Annotated in this window: 16 protein-coding genes; all 16 read left to right on the forward strand. The window is 29.4% G+C overall.

From position 1 onward, the window contains the following. The first annotated feature begins 1 nt into the window (after position 1). The 16 genes from BS62_RS00075 to BS62_RS00150 all read left to right on the forward strand — a co-directional run bounded on the left by BS62_RS00075 (position 2) and on the right by BS62_RS00150 (position 15,668). The gene (locus BS62_RS00075) at positions 2 to 1,378 is read left to right on the forward strand and encodes a UDP-N-acetylmuramoyl-tripeptide--D-alanyl-D-alanine ligase (protein ID WP_496489197.1); all 1,377 of its coding nucleotides are present in this window, start codon (positions 2 to 4) and stop codon (positions 1,376 to 1,378) included. A 26-nt stretch (positions 1,379 to 1,404) separates the two neighbouring features. Continuing rightward, positions 1,405 to 2,370: a phospho-N-acetylmuramoyl-pentapeptide-transferase gene (gene mraY, locus BS62_RS00080; RefSeq protein ID WP_496489789.1), complete on the forward strand. Its 966-nt coding sequence runs from the start codon at positions 1,405 to 1,407 to the stop codon at positions 2,368 to 2,370. A gap of 37 nt (positions 2,371 to 2,407) precedes the next feature. Beyond that, positions 2,408 to 3,766: a UDP-N-acetylmuramoyl-L-alanine--D-glutamate ligase gene (murD, locus tag BS62_RS00085; protein ID WP_496489198.1), complete on the forward strand. Its 1,359-nt coding sequence runs from the start codon at positions 2,408 to 2,410 to the stop codon at positions 3,764 to 3,766. Between the two features lie 34 nt (positions 3,767 to 3,800). Further along, positions 3,801 to 4,928, forward strand: coding sequence for a stage V sporulation protein E (spoVE, locus tag BS62_RS00090; RefSeq protein WP_496489199.1), 1,128 nt, complete (start codon positions 3,801 to 3,803; stop codon positions 4,926 to 4,928). Positions 4,929 to 4,943: 15 nt separating this feature from the next. Then, entirely contained in the window at positions 4,944 to 6,161 is a 1,218-nt protein-coding gene (murG, locus tag BS62_RS00095) for an undecaprenyldiphospho-muramoylpentapeptide beta-N-acetylglucosaminyltransferase (RefSeq protein ID WP_496489200.1), read from the forward strand. 91 nt (positions 6,162 to 6,252) lie between these two features. Continuing rightward, positions 6,253 to 7,506: a UDP-N-acetylglucosamine 1-carboxyvinyltransferase gene (gene murA, locus BS62_RS00100; protein WP_496489201.1), complete on the forward strand. Its 1,254-nt coding sequence runs from the start codon at positions 6,253 to 6,255 to the stop codon at positions 7,504 to 7,506. A 50-nt stretch (positions 7,507 to 7,556) separates the two neighbouring features. Beyond that, on the forward strand, positions 7,557 to 8,306 hold the full coding sequence (locus tag BS62_RS00105) for a cell division protein FtsQ/DivIB (protein WP_496489202.1): 750 nt from the start codon (positions 7,557 to 7,559) through the stop codon (positions 8,304 to 8,306). A 13-nt stretch (positions 8,307 to 8,319) separates the two neighbouring features. Continuing rightward, a complete protein-coding gene (locus tag BS62_RS00110; RefSeq protein ID WP_496489203.1) occupies positions 8,320 to 9,027 on the forward strand; it encodes a DUF881 domain-containing protein in 708 nt (235 codons plus the stop codon). A gap of 14 nt (positions 9,028 to 9,041) precedes the next feature. Continuing rightward, positions 9,042 to 9,773: a DUF881 domain-containing protein gene (locus tag BS62_RS00115; RefSeq protein ID WP_496489204.1), complete on the forward strand. Its 732-nt coding sequence runs from the start codon at positions 9,042 to 9,044 to the stop codon at positions 9,771 to 9,773. Positions 9,774 to 9,809: 36 nt separating this feature from the next. Next, positions 9,810 to 10,163, forward strand: coding sequence for a small basic family protein (locus BS62_RS00120; protein WP_496489205.1), 354 nt, complete (start codon positions 9,810 to 9,812; stop codon positions 10,161 to 10,163). 101 nt (positions 10,164 to 10,264) lie between these two features. Then, entirely contained in the window at positions 10,265 to 11,458 is a 1,194-nt protein-coding gene (gene ftsZ / locus BS62_RS00125; protein WP_496489206.1) for a cell division protein FtsZ, read from the forward strand. A 134-nt stretch (positions 11,459 to 11,592) separates the two neighbouring features. After that, positions 11,593 to 12,432, forward strand: coding sequence for a sigma-E processing peptidase SpoIIGA (locus BS62_RS00130; protein WP_496489790.1), 840 nt, complete (start codon positions 11,593 to 11,595; stop codon positions 12,430 to 12,432). Between the two features lie 36 nt (positions 12,433 to 12,468). Next, positions 12,469 to 13,197 carry an RNA polymerase sporulation sigma factor SigE gene (gene sigE, locus BS62_RS00135; protein ID WP_496489207.1) on the forward strand — a complete coding sequence of 243 codons (729 nt, stop codon included), beginning with the start codon at positions 12,469 to 12,471 and terminating at the stop codon, positions 13,195 to 13,197. Between the two features lie 135 nt (positions 13,198 to 13,332). Next, positions 13,333 to 14,148 carry an FtsZ/tubulin family protein gene (locus tag BS62_RS00140; protein WP_496489208.1) on the forward strand — a complete coding sequence of 272 codons (816 nt, stop codon included), beginning with the start codon at positions 13,333 to 13,335 and terminating at the stop codon, positions 14,146 to 14,148. 117 nt (positions 14,149 to 14,265) lie between these two features. Beyond that, a complete protein-coding gene (sigG, locus tag BS62_RS00145) occupies positions 14,266 to 15,039 on the forward strand; it encodes an RNA polymerase sporulation sigma factor SigG (protein WP_490140269.1) in 774 nt (257 codons plus the stop codon). A gap of 161 nt (positions 15,040 to 15,200) precedes the next feature. Beyond that, entirely contained in the window at positions 15,201 to 15,668 is a 468-nt protein-coding gene (locus BS62_RS00150) for a hypothetical protein (protein WP_496489209.1), read from the forward strand. Position 15,669 lies beyond the last annotated feature (1 nt).

The following is a 15,669-nucleotide window of genomic DNA, read 5'->3' on the forward strand; positions in this document are numbered from 1 at the left end:
TATGAAGTTAACTATTAAAGAATTAGTAATTGCTACAAATGGAAGTCTTTTATGTGGAAATGATACAGATATAATAAACAACGTTGTTATTGACAGTAGAAAAGCAAAATTAGGAGATGTTTTTATAGCTATAATAGGTGAAAATTTAGATGGACATAAGTTCATAAATAGCGCCTATGAAAATGGATGTAAAACATTTATAAAAAACAAAAGTAATAGCATAAAATTACAATTTCAGGACATAAATTTAATAGAGGTAGAAGATACAACTTTTGCTCTTGCTCATATAGCAAAGTATTATAAATCAAAATTTGAAATACCATTTATAGGTGTTACAGGAAGTGTAGGAAAAACTACTACTAAGGATATGATATTTGCTACTTTATCTAATAAATTGAACACATTAAAAAACGAAGGTAACTTTAACAACCATATAGGAGTTCCTTTGACGTTATTTAATTTAAATGATAAACATGAATGTGCTATAATAGAAATGGGAATGTCGAATTTTGGAGAAATAAAATATTTAGCAAATACAGTTAATCCACAAATAGGAGTTATATCAAATATAGGACTTTCTCATATCGAAAATTTAGGATCACAAGAAGGTATATTCAAATCAAAAATGGAGATAACTGAAAATTTTGGTCCACAAAATACATTAATTGTAAATGGAGACGACAAATTTTTAGGAACTTTAAAAGAAAAAAATGTTAATTACAATTTAAAGACTTTTGGATTTGAAAAAGACAATACTATATACTGTAGTGATTATATTATGAACGATACAGATATAACTTTTAAATGCGTTATAGAAAATGTAGAAGAAACATTTTTTGTACCGACAATAGGAAAACATAATATATACAATGCTATGGCTGGAATACTTGTGGGAATTAACTTAGGACTTTCAATAGATGAAATAAAAGAAGGACTAAGAAATTATAAGGCTACAAAAATGAGATTAGATATTATAAAAAATGAAAAACTAACTATAATAAACGATGCTTACAATGCTAGCCCAGATTCTATGAAGGCTGCTCTTGACATATTAGGAAGATATAAGGAAAGAAAAGTAGCAATACTTGGAGATATGTTTGAAATGGGAGATATTGCAGAATATGGTCATAGATTAGTAGGTAGTCACTCAATTGGCAAAACTGACATATTAATAACTGTTGGGGAAAATTCAAAATTCATAGGACATGAAGCAATAGATAAAGGTCTAAATGAAAACAATGTATATCATTTTTCAACTCGCGATGAAGCAATAAATAACATTGACAATATTATAAAAGATAATGATGTCGTGTTAGTAAAAGGATCAAGAGGAATGAAAATGGAAGAGATAGTTCAGTATCTTAACAACAGGAATTAGCTAACTAAGGGAGAGGAGATTGAATAATTATGCTAGGAATATCAGAACTAATGTATACAGCAATAGTGGCATTTGCAATAGTGCTTATATTAGGACCAATATTTATACCAATGCTTACTAGATTTAAGTTCGGTCAAACAGTAAGAGAAGATGGTCCACAAACACATTTATCAAAAAACGGAACACCTACTATGGGCGGATTGATAATGATAGTTGCTATACTTTTGACTTGTCTTACAAGAAGCGACGTAAATAGTGATATAATTGTAGGACTTGTGTGTATAGGAGGGTTTGGGTTTGTAGGGTTTTTAGATGACTATATAAAAATAGTTATGAAAAGATCTTTAGGACTTAGAGCTTATCAAAAGATAATACTACAGTTAGCTTTAGCTACATTTGTAGCTTATTATCAATATACTGCTTCACCAAATGCATCACAATTAGTTGTGCCTTTTACTGATTATGTTATAGACATAGGTAACTGGTATATTCCTTTTATGGTATTTGTAATAATAGCAGTAGTTAATGCTGCAAACTTAACAGATGGATTAGATGGATTGGCATCGGGAGTTACTTTGATAGTTATGGCATTCTTTATGTTCCTTGCATCTAGATATGGAAATACAGATGTAGCTGTGTTATGTGCAGCAGTAGTTGGAGCATGTCTAGGTTTCTTAGGATTTAACTCATATCCAGCTAGGATATTTATGGGGGACACAGGATCAATGGCTTTAGGTGGAGCTGTTGTTGCAGCAGCTATACTTACTAACTCTATACTTATTATACCTATTGTAGGTGGAATATATTTTGCAGAAACATTATCAGTTATAATGCAAGTTAGCTATTTCAAATTAACAGGTAAAAGAATATTTAAAATGGCTCCACTTCACCATCACTTTGAACAATGTGGATGGCCTGAAATTAAAGTAGTTAATAGATTTTATATGGTAACTATATTACTTGCTTGGATAAGTATAATAGCATTATTTTAATTGAGCATAGCGAATTTCTAAGAGGGGTGAATACAATATGGAATTTAACAACAAATCAGTATTACTTGTAGGATTGGCAAAAACTGGCGTATCAGCTATAAAAAAATTAGTAAGTTTAGGTTCAAAAGTAATTGTAAATGATATAAAGACTAAAGATCAATTATCTGATGTATTAAATGATCTAAAAGAATTAAAAAATGTAGAATATGTACTTGGAACTCACTTAGATGATGTATCTAATATTGATTTAGCAGTTGTATCACCTGGTGTTCCATTAGACTTACCTTTTATAAAAAAATTATACAATGAAAATATAGAAGTTATAGGTGAAGTTGAATTGTCTTATAGATTATCAAAGAACCCTACTTTTATAGGTATAACTGGAACTAATGGAAAAACTACAACAACAAGTTTGGTTGGAGAAATATACAAATCTTCAGATAGAGATACTTATGTTGTAGGAAACATAGGAACTCCTGTTATAGACGTTGTAGATATCGCTAATGAAAATTCATTTTTGATTACAGAACTTAGTAGTTTTCAATTGGAAAGTGTAAATAGTTTTAGACCAAAGGTATCTGCTATATTAAATATTACTGAAGATCATTTAAATAGACATCATACTATGGAAAACTATATAGATGCAAAAGCTAATATATTTAAAAATCAAGAAAAAACAGATTATACTATATTAAATTACGACGACGAAATAGTTAGAAATTTAAAAGATAGATGTAATTCTAACGTTATATATTTCTCTAGAAAAGTACAATTAGAAGAAGGCATTTTTGTTGATGAAAATGGAGATATAATAATAAAATTAAATGATGAAAGTATTAAATTAATGAATAAAAGTGAAATAAGTATACCTGGAAATCATAACTTAGAAAATGCACTCTCTGCCATAGGTATGAGTTTTGTTTTAGGTGTAGAATTAGAAGTTATAAAAAAAGTTCTAAAAACATTTGGCGGAGTTGAACATAGATTAGAATTTGTAAAAGAAATTAATAATATAATGTTTGTAAACGACTCTAAAGGAACTAATCCAGATTCAACAATAAAGGCAATTGAATCTTACGATAGACCGATAATATTAATAGCAGGCGGTATGGATAAATACAGTGACTTTACAGATATGGTGAAATCTTTTAATGGTGGAGTTAAAGCTTTGGTGTTACTTGGGGAAACAGCAGAGAAAATAGAAAAAACAGCCAATAAAGAAGGATTTTTTGACTGCTATAGAGTAAATAATATGAAGGAAGCTGTAGCAAAATCATATTCATTGGCAGTGCCAGGAGATGTAGTGTTATTATCACCTGCTTGTGCTAGCTGGGATATGTATCCTAATTTCGAAACAAGGGGTATGGACTTTAAAAACAATGTAGAAAGTTTATAATTTTTTTATAAGTGTAGGGAATGGGGGTCTGTAAATGACTAAGGAAGCTGCGAAAGCACGTATCAGGGGGATAAACAAAGGTCATGACAATTACGTATTTTATACAACTTTAATATTAGTTTTCATAGGAATCGTAATGGTTTTTAGTGCAAGTTTTGTTCAATCGAAATTTAAGTTAAATGATCCGTATTATTTTTTAAAAAGAGATTTAATATATGCAACTTTAGGATTTATTGCAATGATGTTTACATCAAATATACACTATAGAAAATTAGAAAAATACTCAAATGTTCTTCTTATAGTTTCAGTAGTGTTATTACTTTTGGTTTTAACACCACTAGGAGTTAGAATATACGGTGCTAAAAGATGGCTTGGCGTAGGTAGTTTTACTATACAGCCAGCTGAAATAGCAAAATTTGTATCTATAATATTTACTGCAAAAATTATAGAAAAAAATTACGATAAGATAAAGTTATTGATTAAAGGAGTTGGACCAACACTTTTAGTCCCACTACTTTTCTTTGGGCTTATAATAGTTCAGCCTAACTTATCTACTGCAGGTACAATAGTAATGGCTACATTTGTAATGTTATTTGTTGCTGGAATGGACCTAAAAGTTGTCTATTCAATGTTTGGTGCAGGGATAGGATTGTTTGCAGTAATGGTTGCAATGGCACCATATAGATTAAAGCGTGTTACTGCATTTCTTGATCCTTTTCAAGATCCATTAGGATCAGGATATCAAGTTATACAGTCTTTATATGCACTAGGATCTGGAGGGTTATTTGGACTTGGTCTTGGAAGAAGTAGACAAAAATATTTTTACATACCAGAGCCACAAAATGACTTTATATTTGCGATAATAGGAGAAGAATTAGGATTGATTGGATGTATTATAGTTATAATGTTGTTCGTATTTCTGGTATACAGATGTGTTAGGATAGCACTTAGATGTCCTGACGTATTTTCTTGTATGTTAGTTATTGGTATAGCTGCACAAATAGGAATACAAGCAGCTTTAAATATAGCTGTTGCAACTTCGTCTATGCCTGTTACAGGTGTCGCCCTTCCATTTATAAGTTATGGTGGTACATCACTTATAATATTTATGTCTGCAATAGGTATAATTCTCAGTATTTCAAGAAGTGTCAAAATGAATTAGACAGGAGATGGTAAAATGAGAGTTTTAATTTCTGGTGGAGGTACTGGCGGTCACGTCTATCCTGCTATAGCCATCGCTAATAAAATAAAAGAAGAAAATCCAGATGCAGAAATTTTATTTGTAGGAACTAAAAATGGAATAGAAGCTGAAATAGTTCCTAAGTATGGATATAAGTTGGCTACAGTTACAGTACAAGGATTTAAAAGAAAGATAGATTTAGACAATGTAAAAAGAGTATTTAAGTTAGTTAAGGGATTGGAAGAATCTAGAAAAGTGGTTAAAAAATTTAAGCCAGATGTTGTTATAGGAACTGGTGGGTATGTTAGTGGACCTGTTTTATTTAATTCATCTATAAATAAGTTCCCAACTATAATACATGAGCAAAACTCATTTCCAGGTGTAACTAATAAAATACTATCTAAAATGGTTACAAAAGTTTTAACTAGTTTTGAAGATTCTCACAAAAGATTTAGTCCTGATGTTCAACATAAATTATTTTTAACAGGTAACCCTGTTAGAAAAGAAATACTAACTACTAGAAAAAATTCAGCTAGAAGAAAACTAGGTATAAGTGAAGATAAAAAAATGGTTTTATGCGCTGGAGGTAGTGGTGGTTCTAGAAAAATAAATGAAGCTATGAAAACTGTTATATTAAATCTTATAAATGAAGATATAGCATTTATACATGCTACAGGAAAATACCACTATGAAGACTTTATGGAAGCTATGGGAGATGTAAGTCTAAAACCGTACCAAAAGATAGTTCCATATTTAGACGATATGGCAAGTGCACTTGCAGCATCAGATATTGTTATAGGTAGTGCAGGAGCTATATCTTTAGCTGAAATAACTGCTATGGGTAAGCCATCTATAATAATACCTAAGGCATATACTGCTGAAAATCACCAAGAATACAATGCAAGAAGTTTAGAAAAAAGTGGTGCTGGCGTTGCTATACTTGAAAAAGAATTAACACCACAACATTTAAATGAAACTGTATTTAGATTATTAGGTGATAGAGAAGCTTTAATAGGAATGGAAAATGCAAGTAGATCTATAGGTAAGCCAGATGCTCTAAATCTTATATACAAAGAAATAATGGAAGTTTATAAGGCTAATCAAAAACATGAGAAAGTTAAAAAAGAAAAGATAGTAGAAGATAAAAAAACAACTGAAAATGTTGATGAACATAAAGAAGAACCTAAAGTTATAGGGATAAAAAAGAAAAAGTAAATATAAAAAGGTAACACATGTTCCCCTTAGTACATAATATTAAATATTATAATTAATTTATAAGACTACTTTGTACTAGGGGGTGTCCTTTTTGGATAGATACATCATCAATGGTGGTAATAGATTAGAAGGCAGTATAAAATTAAAAGGCGCTAAGAATTCAGTTTTGCCTATAATGGCAGCGACTATATTAAATGAAGGAAAAAGTGTAATTCACAACGTACCTAATATATCAGATGTTCATGTTATGATTGATATATTAAGTAGTATAGGTTGTTATGCCCATTATGAAGGTGGAACACTAATTATAGATAGTTCAAATATAAACTCTGTTGAAGTTCAAGAAGAATATGTAAGAAAAATGAGAGCTTCTATAATAATTATGGGGGCTATGATAGGTAGATTTGAATATACGAAAATAAGTTATCCTGGTGGATGTGGAATTGGGTCACGTCCTATAGACTTACATCTCAAAGCCCTAGGAGCATTAGGTATAAGAATAGAAGAAGAATACGGTTATATGAATTGTTATAAAGATAAATTTATTGGAAATGATATTCACCTCGACATGCCAAGTGTTGGGGCAACTGAAAATGCAATGCTTGCAGCTGCGAAGGCAAATGGAATAACTAGAATATACAATGCTGCTAGAGAACCAGAAATAGAAGATTTGCAAAACTTCTTAAATGCTATGGGTGCAAAAATAAGAGGAGCTGGAAGTACTGTTATAGAAATAGAAGGTGTGAATAAACTAAATGAAGTTGAACACTCTATAATACCTGATAGAATAGCTATAGGAACATATCTTGTAGCTGGAGCAATAACTGGAGGAAAAATCGAAATTGAACATGTAATACACGACCATGTTAATCCTATAGTTTCAAAGTTAAAAGAAGCAGGATGTGAAATAAACTACACAAAGGAAGGGCTTTATTTAGTTGCGCCAAAGGCTATAAAAGCTATAGATGTAGTTAAAACTTCGCCACATCCAGGTTTCCCAACAGATATGCAGTCACAGCTTATGACACTTATGGCATTATCTGATGGTATAAGTGTTTTCTATGAAACTATATTTGAAAATAGATTTATGCATTGCCCTGAACTTATTAGAATGGGTGCAAATATAAAAGTGGTAACTGATAATGTGGCTATAATAAAAGGGGTAGATAAACTTACAGGTGCCAAGGTTAAATCTACTGATTTAAGAGGTGGAGCATCTTTAATATTAGCAGGTCTTATAGCTGATGGAACTACAGAAGTTTATGATATCCATCATGTAGAAAGAGGATATGAAGATATAGAAAATATACTTCGTAGTTTGGGAGCAGATATAAAGAAGGCTTAATAAGCCTTCTTATTTTGAAAAACAGTGGACAAGTTATCGGGGGGATAATTATGAAAAGAAAAAATAATAAAAATAAGATAAAGAAAAAAGCTAGTGTAGTTATATTTGTAACTATATTTTCTTTTGCTCTTTTGGGATATATATTTATAAATACGGAAAACTTTACAGTAAAGGATATTAAAATGTTTGGACAAAACATATTAAATAAAGAAGCTATAATAAAAAGTGCAAATATAGAGTTAGATAAAAACATATTTACATACAACATAGGTCAAATAGAAAAGAAATTAGAAAAAAATCCATATATAAAAAGTGTAAAGGTAAAAAGAAAATTTCCAAATGAATTAGTTTTTAATATTGTAGAGATAAGAGAAACTGCTATAATACCTTATATGGGGTCTTTTGCTTACATAGACACTAACGGAACTATACTTAAAATAGATGACGAGATAACTAATAACTCTATACCTATTATCAATGGAATAAACCTTAAAGATGCTATGATAGGAGAAAAACTAAATAGTGGAGATAAAAAATTATCTAGTAATGTAATAAGTTTATTAAATGATTGTAGTAAAAATGACATGTCTAGTGAAATACAAAAAATACAAATAAATAATAAAAAAGACATAACGATATATACTAAGAGAGGGATAGTTGTTGACTTCGGTGAAATAAAGAATATGGATTATAAGTTTTCTTCATTGAATCAAGTTTTAACAGATCTACAAACTAAGGGTATAAGCTCAGGAACAGTAGATTTAAGTTATAATAAATACGCTATATATAAGCCAAATTAGGGAGTGAAATGTTTTGAAAAGAAAAATGCCTTTTGGTGCTTTAATTATACTAAGTACATTACTTGGACTTTTAATAAGTATCCAATTAAGAACTGTAAATATGCAAACAGGGGGATATACAACATCACAAAGAGGTCAGCAACTTGCATCTCAGTTAAACAAGTTAAATGAAAAAGAAAATGCCTTAAAAAGTGAATTAAAAACTCTTGAAGATAAGTTGAATGAATATAAAAGTTCAGAGTCTAATTCAGATGTAGCTTTGAAAAGTATAAATGAAGATATAAAAAGATATGAAGAGTTAAGTGGATATACTGATGTAAGTGGACAAGGTATAAATATGAAAATTATTGGAGTAGGATCAAATCCAGATGCAAGTATGCTTATATACAATTATGAGCTTTTGTTATCTGTAGTAAACAAATTAAATGCAGCTCAAGCTGATGCAATATCAATAAATGAACAAAGGATAGTTGCAAATACTGCAATAGAATTATCAGGTGATAAATTACTTATAAATGATACACCAATAAGTCCACCCTTTATTGTAAAGGCAATAGGAAATGCAGATACGTTAGAATCAGCTCTTAAACTAAAATATGGAGTAATATGGGAAATAGAAAACTACTATAACGCAAAAGTAGATATAGAAAAAAAAGAAAATATAAAAATACCTAGATATTCAAAACAAATAAAATATAAATATGCTAACCCTGTTGAATAATATAGAGGTGTAAAATGGAAAATAAAAATCATAAGAATATTAAAATAAAACCTATTAAAATAAAAAATTTAAAACAAAAGTCAGTAGTGTTTTCATGTTTTTTGCTTGGAATGACAATATCTATATATTTAAAGAGTTTAGACCCTAATAATATATATCTTTCCTTGGCAAATATAAAGGATATAGAATATAAAATAGATTCAAAGGAAGTTCAAATAACAAATTTAGAAAATCTTATATCTAAAACAAAAAATGAAAGAAATAAGTATAAAGATGCAGTAGAAAACGACGATATATCTCTAGGAGATACTTTAGATGAAGAAAGAAACAACTTAAAAGCTATATCAGGGAATGAAGACTTAGAAGGCCAAGGAATAAAAATTGTACTTAAAGACAGTGAAAAAGATGTTACTGAAGGCCAAAATCCTAATGACCTTTTAGTACATGATATGGATGTACTTAGAATAATAAATGATTTAAAAGGAGCAGGGGCTGAAGCTATATCAATAAATGGAGAACGATTGTTAGCTAGTAGTAGAATAAAATGTGCAGGACCTACTATTACAATAAATAAAACTACATATGGACAACCTTTTGTAATAAAGGCAATAGGAGATAAAAAAGTATTAAATGCATCAGTACAAGCTCCAGGAAGTTATGGATCTTTACTTAAAGAAGTTTATGGGTTGTACGTAGACGTTGAAGAATTTGATAGGGTATTAATACCGAAATTTGTTGGAAATTAACTGAAAATAAAGTAAAATAATAAGAGGGTGAAATTTATGATTTGGGTTTTAGTTGGACTTGCATTAGGTGTAGCTGTAGGATATTATATACCTGTAACTTATCCAGGAAGTTATTCTCTTTATATATCTATTATGATACTTGCATGTTTGGACTCAGTGTTCGGTGCAATAAGGGCAGGACTTGATGGTAAGTATAATAATATTATATTTGCTACAGGATTTTTTGGAAATGCATTAATTGCAGGGTTATTAACTTACATAGGTGATAGAGTTGGTGTTCCACTTTATTATGCTGCTATATTAGTTTTTGGTGGGCGTTTATTTGACAATGTTGCTATTATAAGACGACATATAGTTGATAATTTTGTAAATAAAAAAAGAGGAAATTAGAAATTTACGTGGAATTAGTTAAATGTTAACAAATTTGTGTAGAAAATGGTATAATAAAACATAGATTTATTTTAAATGACTATAATAAGGAGGTTAAATAGATGCTAAACTTTGACGTAGATATGGACAATTTTGCCCATATTAAAGTAATCGGCGTAGGTGGCGGTGGAAACAACGCTGTAAATAGAATGGTTGAAGCTCAATTAAAGGGTGTTGAATTTATAGCTGTAAACACTGATAAGCAAGCTTTATATACATCTAAGGCTGAACAAAAGATACAAATAGGTGAAAAATCAACAAGAGGGCTAGGCGCAGGGGCTAATCCTGATGTAGGTAAAAAAGCAGCGGAAGAAAGTAAGGAAGAGATATTAAAAACTCTTGAAGGTGCGGATATGGTATTCGTAACAGCAGGTATGGGTGGTGGAACAGGTACTGGAGCAGCTCCAGTTGTTGCACAACTTGCAAAAGAAATGGGAATACTTACAGTAGGAGTTGTAACAAAACCATTTGCATTTGAAGGTAAAGTAAGAATGAAAAATGCAGAACATGGTATAAAGGAATTAAAGTCAAAGGTTGATACTTTAATAACAATACCTAACGATAGATTGTTACAAATAGTTCAAAAAAATACATCTATGCTGGAAGCCTTTTCAATAGCTGACGATGTGCTAAAACAAGGTATAGAGTCTATATCAGATCTTATAGCAGCTCCAGGTCTTATAAACTTAGACTTTGCAGACGTACAAGCTATAATGAAGGAAAAAGGTTTGGCACATATGGGTATAGGTAGAGCGGCTGGTGAAAATAGAGCTATAGAAGCAGCTAGACAAGCTATACAATCTCCATTATTAGAAACATCTATAAAGGGAGCTAAAGGGGTACTTCTTAATATAACAGGTGGGGCAAACCTAGGATTATTTGAAATAAACGAAGCATCTACATTGGTTCAAGAATCATGTGATGAAGAAGCAAACATAATATTTGGTGCTACTATTAAAGAAGAATTAGGCGATGAGTTAGTAATAACAGTTATTTCTACTGGATTTGATGAAAATCATGACATGTCATTAGATATTAACAAAAAGCCTAGTATGGCAAAACCTGTAGAAACTAATAATAGATATCAACAACAACAACAATACCAACAACCAAATTATAGTCAGCAACAAAGTTACAATCAACAACAGACAGAACAACAAAGACATGAAGAACAAGTACAACAACAACAACAATCTCAAGGGCCGATAGAGGTTGAAGATATAGAGATACCTACGTTTTTAAGAAGAAGGAGATAATTTTATCTCCTTTTTTCTTTGTTTTTGGGGAAACAATATTATATTCGACTTTCAATTATGACACAATACCTTACTAAACATATATTATAATGTATTTATAATATTCAAAAAAATAAAGGTGGTGTTGTAAAATTATATATGCAGAGTATTACATATTAGAAAATCTGATAATTAACTATGTAATTATCAGTACTACTGCAAAGATATTAAACATGCATCATTCTAGGAAAAAAGCTATATTAGGGGCTAGTATAGGAGCATTATATTCCTTAGCTTATTTATTTCCAATATTTGAGATTTTATTCACTATTCCATTTAAAATTCTAACAGTTTTCTTAATAACCTTAATATGTTTTAGCTATAAAGATGTAAAAAGCTATATAAGGGTATTATCTATATTTTATTTAGTAAATATTTTCATCTCTGGTAGCACCTTCTTTATAATATACTTCACAGGTATTAGCCATATTACAGTTTCTTTTGTTATATTTATGTGTTTTATAAGTTCTAAAATATTAGACTTAATTTATAAAGACATAAAATCACATAAGATGATAAAAGAATTAAAAAAGAAAATAAATGTAAAGGTTAGAGACAATATATTTAACTTTAATGCATTACTAGATAGCGGCAACTTGCTTAAAGATCCTATATCTAAAGATGATGTAATAATAGTAAGTGCTAAGAAATTAGAAAAATTACTTCCTAAAGAGTTATTAAACTATGATTATGGAGATATGAGCTTTGATAAAATAAATAGTTTATTAGATGAACTAGACATAAATTTATCAAGTAGAGTTCGCCTTATACCTTGTAGAAAAATAGGAAATGACAACGGCTTTGTACTTGGAATAAAAGCAGATTATATTGAAGTTGATGGAAGTAAAATTTCTAGTATAATATTAGGACTATCTAACTTTTCTGATAAAGATGACTATGATGCTATAATGAATCCATGTGTTTGTAATGTTTAATTTATTGTTGTAAATATTTTAGGGGGGATTAGCATAATGAAATTATTTAGAAATTTTTTAAGCAAGGCAAGAACTTATATTGTAGGACTTTTGGTTAAATTTAAAATTGTAAAACATGAAGAGATATACTACCTAGGAGGAGTTAATATACTACCTCCACCTTTAACTCCAGAAGAAGAGCAAGATCTTTTGCAAAAGTTAGAAAAAGATGAAAGTATAAAGTCTATACTTATAGAAAGAAATTTAAGATTAGTAGTTTATATATCTAGAAAGTTTGAAAATACAGGATTAGATGTTGAAGATTTAATATCTATAGGTACTATAGGTCTTATAAAGGCAGTAAATACATTTAAATTAGATAAAAATATAAAATTAGCTACATATGCTTCAAGATGTATAGAAAATGAAATACTTATGTATTTAAGAAAAAATAGTAGAAAAAAGGTTGAGGTATCATTTGATGAACCTTTAAATATTGATTTAGATGGAAATGAACTTTTATTATCTGATGTATTAGGTACAGAAAATGATGAAACTTATAAACTTATAGAAGAGGAAGTAGATAAAAGTTTACTTGTAATGGCTTTGGATAAATTATCCGACAGAGAAAAACAAATAATGGAGCTTAGATTTGGGTTGACTAGGGGTAGAGAAAGAACTCAAAAAGAAGTGGCTACAATGCTTGGTATATCTCAGTCCTATATATCTAGACTTGAGAAGAAAATCATATCTAGACTAAAAAAAGAAATGAAAAAATTCGTATAAAATGTCAATTTAAGCCGTTCCTTGGGGACGGCTTTTTGGTTGCAATTTGAAGGAATAAGGGCTTTTTTATAGAAAAAATATATATAGCGAATTTTTGAGCGCAACGAATTTTATCAACAAAGGAAGGCGGATTACATGATTATAGAAAAAATAATTAAAAAATTTATAAAAAAGTTAATTCCTATAGAAGAAAAAAAAGATATTAAGAAAAAGAAATTAACTCCTCCTAAAAATTTTAAGAGAGATATAATAAATACAGAAATCATAGGTATAGGAGGATGTGGCCAAAAAATAATTGAAAAGGCAAATGAGAAAAGCTTTAAAAATACAGATTATTTATATATAGATAATGATAGTAAGTCTTTGGCTAGTTCACCTATAAACAATAAAATAGTTATAGATAAAGATATACCTAATATAGATGAGTTCATCAAAAACAAAGATGTTTTATTTTTTATAGGTGGTCTTGGAGGGGGAACAGCAAGTAAAGTATTGCCACAGATAAGTAATGTTGTAAGTAAAAAGAATTTAATTACATTTGGAATAGTTACTAAACCATTTGGATTTGAGGGAAATGTAAGAAAAAACAACTTTAAAAAATGCTTAGAGGAAATAAATAAAGATACAGATATGATAATAATTGTAGATAATGATAAGTTAATGAAAATGTCTCAGAAAAATACTTCCATGATAGAAGCATTTGATATTTTAAATGATTTTGTAGTTGAATTTATACAAAAGACTATATATATTATCAACAATTCATTATATATAGAAAAAGAAGATATAGCTATAAAAAGTATAAAAAAGTCTATGGATAATCCTTTGTTTGAAATTATAGAGTCAAAAGATTTTGAAACTAAGTTAATAGATTTATTGAAAAAACGTGTGGTACAAAAAGAAGATGATGAAGAACTTGAAATACCTCAATTCTTAATGAAGAGTAATTAAGAATATAACGATTTGCATATTTTTCCATGAAATATTTCTATGCCAAAAGTATAAAAATACATGATATGTATATAATTCAAACATACAGATACTTTTGAAGAGAGGACTGAGAAAATCGTGCAAATCAGTAAAGTTGAAATTTGTGGTGTAAATACATCTGAATTACCTGTCTTAAAAAATGCAAAAATGATGGAACTTCTTTTGAAAGTAAAAGGAGGAGATGAAGCAGCTAGACAAGAGTTTGTAAGAGGTAATTTAAGATTGGTCTTAAGTGTCATACAAAAGTTCAATAACAGAGGTGAAAACATAGACGACTTATTCCAAATAGGTTGTATAGGACTTATAAAGGCCATTGATAATTTTGATTTAAGCCAAAATGTAAGATTTTCAACTTACGCAGTCCCGATGATTATAGGAGAAATAAGAAGGTATTTAAGAGACAACAATCCTATAAGAGTTAGTAGATCGCTAAAGGATATTGCGTACAAGGCACTACAAGTAAGAGAAAGTCTTACAAGAACTAATGCAAAAGAACCTACTATATCAGAGGTTGCAAAAGAACTTGGAGTAGAAATAGAAGATGTAGTTATGGCATTAGATGCTATACAAGATCCTATATCTTTATTTGATCCTGTATACCAAGACAATGGAGACGCAATATACGTAATGGATCAGGTTCAAGACAAAAAAGATACGGATGAAAATTGGCTACAAGAAATAGCTTTAAAAGAAGCTATAAAGAAATTAAATGGAAGAGAAAAGTTAGTTTTAGATTTAAGATTTTACAAAGGAAGAACTCAAATAGAAGTTGCTGATGAAATTGGAATATCTCAAGCTCAAGTTTCAAGAATAGAAAAAAATGCACTGAAAAATATGAGAAAATATATATAATATTAGAACACATATAAACTGTTGCGGAAACGCAGCAGTATTTTTTTAGAAAAATTTCACTATTGCGCACATTTAATTGTAAAAGAATGAAAAATATGTTAAAATTTTAGGTAGTTATGTAAGATTTTGAATTAATAAGACGAACACCAAGGGGGATTTTAATGTTAGAGCAACCTATATCAGCATTGTTTTTAAGAATTATACCAGAAGGAATATTGCTTATCTATGCAAGCTATATAATTATAAATAAGAAAGTCGATAATAAAAAGACACTTCTTTCAGGTGCATTATTAGGAAGTATTATGTATTCAATAAGACTTTTACCTATAAATTTTGGAGTACACACAATATTAGGCCTTCTGGTTTACATAGGAATATTATCTAAATGGCACGAGGTTGAATTATTTAAGTCTATAAAAATATCTCTTTTATCTATGGTTATACTGTTTATATGTGATTCAGCTACTTTGTATATATGTGTAAACCTTCTTAATATTCCACAAGAGATTTTATTTGAAAAAAGTATACAAAGCTCACTGCTTAGTATGTTAACATTAGTTATATTCACTCTAATTTTAGTATTAATAAGATTAGTGAAAAAGAAAAGAAAAATAGAATATGAGGCGTAAG

The organism is Sporacetigenium mesophilum DSM 16796, from assembly GCF_059569055.1.